The 6,338-nt window shown below is 63.2% G+C and carries 3 protein-coding genes; all 3 read left to right on the forward strand.

What is annotated here, in order from left to right; all coding sequences use genetic code 11:
• The first annotated feature begins 176 nt into the window (after positions 1-176).
• The 3 genes from REA38_RS22800 to lplT all read left to right on the forward strand — a co-directional run bounded on the left by REA38_RS22800 (position 177) and on the right by lplT (position 6,121).
• Entirely contained in the window at positions 177-2,435 is a 2,259-nt protein-coding gene (locus tag REA38_RS22800; RefSeq protein ID WP_308886683.1) for a molybdopterin guanine dinucleotide-containing S/N-oxide reductase, read from the forward strand.
• A gap of 348 nt (positions 2,436-2,783) precedes the next feature.
• Positions 2,784-4,940: a bifunctional acyl-ACP--phospholipid O-acyltransferase/long-chain-fatty-acid--ACP ligase gene (gene aas, locus REA38_RS22805; protein ID WP_033635771.1), complete on the forward strand. Its 2,157-nt coding sequence runs from the start codon at positions 2,784-2,786 to the stop codon at positions 4,938-4,940.
• Entirely contained in the window at positions 4,937-6,121 is a 1,185-nt protein-coding gene (lplT, locus tag REA38_RS22810; protein WP_033635770.1) for a lysophospholipid transporter LplT, read from the forward strand. The genes aas and lplT overlap by 4 nt, the downstream gene beginning before the upstream one ends.
• The last annotated feature ends 217 nt before the right edge of the window (positions 6,122-6,338 follow it).

Here is a 6,338-nt window from a genome sequence, read left to right on the forward strand (position 1 = left end):
GCGGAAAAAAACCGGGGCTGCAAGCGGTGTTGTGCGCAACTTGTGGCGGCCGTTGCAGAATCTTTTCGCGGCTGCGCGCATAACCGTCGGCCGCCGAACGATAGCGCAATTTGTACGTTGGCACTGGCGACGGGCTGAGGTAACGTCTGTGCATTCCGATTTGCGCCGAGAACGCCATGTCCATTAAACGCTATCCGCAGCTCGCCCATTGGGGCGCCTATACCGCCGTGGTTGAAGACGGCCGGCTTATTCGCTGTGAACCCTTCGCCGACGATCCCGACCCTTCGCCGTTGCTCGATTCCATCGTACCGATGGTTTACTCCGACAAACGTATCCACAAGCCGGCGGTGCGCCGCTCGTGGCTGCAAAAGCGCGAGGGCAGCGACCGCACGCTGCGCGGCAGGGAAGATTTCGTCGAAGTGGACTGGGAACTGGCGCTCGATTTGGTGGCGCAGGAGAATCGCCGGGTGCGCGATCGCTACGGCGCCTCCGGGCTGTTTACCGGCTCTTATGGCTGGTCGTCGGCCGGGCGCTTGCATCATGCGCGCTCGCTGGTGCGACGGTTCTATTTCAGCGGCGGCGGCGGGGTCGATCAGCAGGGCAACTACAGTTGGGGCGCGGCGCAGTTTTTCCTGCCGTATGTGATCGGCACTTTCTCGCCGTTGACCGGGCGCGTCACCAGTTGGCCAAGCGTGGTGGAGCATTGCGAGCTGTTTGTGGCGTTTGGCGGGCTGGCGCTGAAAAATGCCCAGGTCTCTTCCGGCGGCGCGGCGGAGCATGCGCTCAAACCCTGGCTGCAAAAGCTGGCGCACAAGGGCACGCCGGTTGTCAACATCAGCCCGATGCGCGACGACTGCCCTGGGTTCGTCAACGCGGAGTGGATCCCGATCCGGCCGAATACCGACGTGGCGCTGATGCTGGCGCTGGCTTACGAAATTCAGCGGCTGGGCGCGCAGGACGAAGCCTTCCTGCACAGCCACTGCGTGGGCTATCAACAGTTGGCGGATTACCTGAACGGCGTGAGCGACGGCGTGGCGAAAACGCCTGCCTGGGCCAGCGCCATTACCGGCATTCCGGCGGCGCGCATCGCTCTGCTGGCGCGGCAGCTGATCGGCGTGCGCAGTTTTATCACCTGTTCCTACTCCGTACAGCGCGCGCACCGCGGCGAGCAACCCTATTGGATGATGATCGCGCTGTCGTCGATGTTGGGCCAGGTGGGCCTGCCGGGCGGCGGCTTCTCGTTCGGCCACGGCTCGATGAACGGCGTCGGCAACCCGCGCGTGGACACCCCCGCGCCGAGCATGCCGGTAGGGGAAAACCCGGCCGGGCTGGCGATCCCGGTGGCGCGCATCTGCGACATGCTGCTGCACCCCGGCGAAACCTATCAATTTTGCGGCGAGACGCGGCAGTACCCGGATATCCACCTGGTGCACTGGGCCGGCGGCAACCCGTTCCATCACCATCAGCAGCTGAACCGGCTGGTGGAAGGCTGGCAGAAGCCGGATACGGTGATCGTACAAGATATCTGGTGGACGGCGGCGGCCAAAATGGCGGATATCGTGTTGCCGGTCACCAGTTCGCTGGAGCGCAACGACATCGGCGGCTCCTCGCGCGATCGCTACGTGCTGGCGATGCATCAGGCGATTGCGCCGCAGCATCAGGCGCGCAACGATTTCGATATCTTCGCCGATCTGGCGGAGCGCCTGGGCTATCGCGAGCGCTTTACCGAAAACCGCGGCGAGCGGGCCTGGATCGAAGATATCTATCGGCAATGCGGCGCGGCGCAGCGGCGCGCCGGCGTCGCCTGGCCCGAGTTTGAGGATTTTTGGCGCCGGGGCTATGTCGAACTGCCCGCGCCGGCCAAGGAGTTCGTATTTTTTGACGCGTTCCGCGCCGATCCGCAGGCTAACCCGCTGCAGACGCCCAGCGGCAAGATCGAACTGTTCAGCGAGCGGATCGCCGGTTATCGCTACGAGGATTTCGCTCCGCATCCGCAGTGGCGGCCGCCGGTCGAGTGGCTGGGGGCGCCGCAGGCCAAAACCTGGCCGCTGCATCTGATCTCCATTCAACCGAGCGATCGTCTGCACAGCCAGATGGATCCGGCGCCGCTGGCGCAGGGCAATAAGACCGCCGGGCGCGAAACCCTGTATATGCATCCGGAGGACGCGGCGCAGCGCGGCGTGGCGGACGGCGCCGAAGAGCTGGTCAGCAATGCGCGCGGCAGCTGTTTGGCGGGGGCCTCCCTCACCGACGGCGTGACGCGCGGCGTGGTGCTGATGGCGACCGGCGCCTGGTTCGAGCCGGGTTACGACGCGCAGCGCCGGCCGGTCGAGCAGGCGGGCAACCCGAACGTGCTGACGCTGGATATCGGCACCTCGCCGCTGACGCAGGGGCCGAACGCCATGAGTTGCCTGGTGGAGGTCAGCGCGCGATGAGTGAAGGTTTCACGTCGGGATAACCGGCTCGCCGTCGCGGCTGTATTTATTTTTTCGCCGCTGCGGGAAGGTTTAAGTTTCATTGAGTTATTACAGTAGATCGCGGGAAATTTACAGCTGGTTGCATTTGGAGCAGAACTCTTGCGATTCGCCGGTAGTTTCCTGCACGCCATCTCTCTAGAGTAGGTGATCCCAGAGGTATTGATTGGTGAGAAATCAGCATACTCTGTATGTTGAAGCCATTTTCAATTGCACCAACCTACGCGGATGCGTAGGTTTTTTTTTGCCTGCCATATAGTATTCTTTTCCCTACAACGATTTACGCCTCCATGGCCAAGGGAGAAGGGCATGATCTTTTCACTGCTGCGCGCGCTGTTTCGCCTGCTGTTTCGGGTACGGGTCGAAGGGGACGTTCAGCACTTCGAGCGGCAAAAACTGCTGATTACGCCGAACCACGTCTCTTTCCTCGACGGCGTGTTGCTGGCGCTGTTCCTGCCGATTAAACCGGTGTTTGCGGTTTACGCCAGCATCGGCGAGAGCTGGTTTATGCGCTGGCTGCGGCCCTACATTGATTTCGTCTCGCTCGATCCCACCAAGCCGATGGCCATCAAGCAACTGGTGCGCATGGTCGAGCAGGGGCGGCCGATCGTGGTGTTCCCTGAAGGGCGCATCACCGTGACCGGCGCGCTGATGAAAATCTACGACGGTGCGGCGTTTATCGCTGCCAAATCGGGCGCCACCGTGGTGCCGGTGCGGATCGACGGCCCCGAGTTCAGCCCGTTCGGCCGCATGGCCGGGGTGTTCAAGATCCGCTGGTTCCCGCAAATCAGCATCCGCATCTTGCCACCGACCACGCTGCCGATGCCGGAAGCGCCGCGCGCGCGTGAACGCCGGGCGCTGGCGGGCGATCGGCTGATGCAGATCATGATGCGGGCGCGAATGGATACGCGCGAACCGCAGACGCTGTTCCATGCCTTGCTGGCGGCGCAGCACCGCTACGGGCGCCGCAAGCCCTGTATCGAAGACATCGCTTTCAAAGAAGACAGTTACCAGACGCTGATCAAGAAATCGCTGGGCGTCAGCCGCATTCTGCAGCGCTTTACCGCCGAAGGGGAACACGTCGGGCTGCTGTTGCCGAACGCCACCATCACCGCGGCGGCGATCTTCGGCGCTTCGCTGCGTAACCGTATTCCGGCGATGCTCAACTACACCGCCGGCGCCAACGGCCTGAACAGCGCGATGCTCGCCGCCGGCATCAAGACCATCGTCACCTCGCGCCAGTTTCTGGAGAAGGGCAAGCTGACCCACCTGCCGGAGCAGGTGACGCAGGCCAACTGGGTGTATCTGGAAGATCTGAAAGACACCGTTACGCTGGCGGACAAGCTGTGGATTTTGCGGCACTTGCTGCAGCCGCAGCGCGCGGCGTTGCCGCAACGCCCGGAGGACGCGGCGCTGATCCTGTTCACTTCCGGTTCCGAAGGCCACCCCAAGGGCGTGGTGCATTCGCATGCCAGCCTGCTGGCTAACGTAGAACAAATTCGCACCATCGCCGACTTCACGCCGCGCGACCGTTTCATGTCGTCGCTGCCGCTGTTCCACTCGTTCGGCCTGACGGTGGGGCTGCTTACGCCGCTGATCACCGGCAGCCGCATTTTCCTCTACCCCAGCCCGCTGCACTATCGCGTGGTGCCGGAGCTGGTGTATGACCGCAACTGCACGGTGCTGTTTGGCACGGCGACCTTCCTCAACAACTATGCGCGCTTCGCGCATCCGTATGATTTCGCCCGCCTGCGCTACGTGGTGGCCGGCGCGGAGAAACTGGCGGACAGCACCAAACAGATCTACCAGGACAAATACGGCATCCGCATTCTGGAAGGCTATGGCGTGACCGAATGTGCGCCGGTGGTGTCCATTAACGTGCCGTTGGCGACCAAGGTGGGCACCGTCGGCCGCATCATGCCGCAGATGGAGGCGCGCCTGATTGCGGTGCCGGGCATCGATAACGGCGGCCGCCTGCAGCTGAAGGGGCCGAACATCATGAAAGGCTATCTGCGGGTTGAGCGCCCCGGCGAGCTGGAACCGCCGGCGGCGGAAGATGCGAACGGCGTGCTGCAGCCGGGCTGGTACGACACCGGCGATATCGTCAGCCTGGATGAGCAGGGCTATTGCACCATTCGCGGCCGCGTGAAACGCTTCGCCAAGCTGGCGGGCGAGATGGTGTCGCTGGAGAGCGTCGAATTGCTGGCGCAACGGCTGTCGCCGGAAAAAATGCATGCCGCCACGGCCAAAGGCGACAGCAGCAAAGGCGAGGCGCTGGTGCTGTTCACCACCGATCCCGCCATCACTCGTGAAGCATTGCTGCGGGTGGCGCGTGAGCTGGGCAGCCCGGAGCTGGCGGTGCCGCGCGATATTCGCCTGTTGAAAACGCTGCCGGTGCTCGGCAGCGGCAAACCCGATTTCGTCACCCTGCGTCATATGGCCGAACAGCCGGAGAGTGCCCGATGAATCCTTCGACCGAGTCCCCTTTGCTGTCACGCGGCATGATCGCCGTCATCAGCGCGCAGTTCCTCTCGGCGTTCGGCGACAATGCGTTGCTGTTCGCCACGCTGGCGTTGATCAAGCAGCAGCTGTATCCGGACTGGAGCCAGCCAATCCTGCAGATGGCCTTCGTCGCCACCTACATCATCCTGGCGCCGTTTGTCGGCCAGGTGGCCGACAGCTTTGCCAAAGGGCGGGTGATGATGTTCGCCAACGCCTTAAAATTGGCGGGGGCGTTGGTGATCTGTTTTGGGGGAAACCCGTTCCTCGGCTACAGCCTGGTCGGGGTGGGAGCCGCCGCGTATTCGCCGGCCAAATACGGCATTCTGGGCGAGATCACCAGCGGCGAGAAGCTGGTCAAGGCTAACGGCCTGATGGAGGCCTCGACTATCGCCGCCATTCTGACCGGTTCGGTGGCCGGTGGCATTCTGGCGGACTGGCATGTGGTGGCGGCGCTGGCGGTCTGCGCCTTGGTTTACGCGGGGGCAGTGGTCGCCAACCTGTATATTCCGCGCCTCGCGGCGGCGCGCCCGGGCGCTTCCTGGCGCCCGCGGGCCATGACGAACAGCTTCTTTACCGCCTGCGTCACGTTATGGCGCGATGGGCAGACGCGTTTTTCCTTGATCGGCACCAGCCTGTTCTGGGGGGCCGGCGTGACGCTGCGTTTTCTGCTGGTGCTGTGGGTGCCGGTGGCGCTCGGCATCGCCGATAACGCCACGCCGACGCTGCTGAACGCCATGGTAGCCGTCGGTATCGTGGTGGGGGCCGGCGCCGCCGCACGCTTTGTCACGCTGAAGACGGTGAAGCGCTGCATGCCGGCCGGGATCCTGATCGGCGTTGCGGTCGCGGTATTCGCGCTGCAAACCACCATGCTCAATGCCTATGTCTTGTTGGCGATCATCGGCATGCTGGGGGGCTTCTTCGTGGTGCCGCTCAATGCGTTGCTGCAGGAGCGGGGCAAGCATTCGGTCGGAGCCGGCAATGCTATCGCGGTGCAAAACCTGGGTGAAAACGCCGCCATGTTGCTGATGCTGGCGCTGTATTCGCTGGTGGTGAAGCTGGGCGTGCCGGTGGTGGGCGTCGGCGTAGGGTTTGGCGTGGTGTTTGCGCTGGCGATTAGCGCGCTATGGTGGTCGCAGCGGCGGTGAACCGGGGCGCAGCCATGAACTGCTCCCCAAATGTTGGACACATCTTACATTTGGAGGTGCAGTTCTATGTAGTTTTCGCTGCAAGACAATCTCAGTGACGTCCGGCATTACATTGCCGGGCTTGGCAGCCAGCGGCTAACCGCCAGAAAGTTCTCCGTCGCTCATGTACAGTTGCGGCGCTGTATTGCCGCCTATCAACACCATGGCGAGTCGGGCC

Source organism: Serratia sp. MF1(2023) (assembly GCF_030954545.1).
Lineage (GTDB): Bacteria > Pseudomonadota > Gammaproteobacteria > Enterobacterales > Enterobacteriaceae > Serratia > Serratia sarumanii.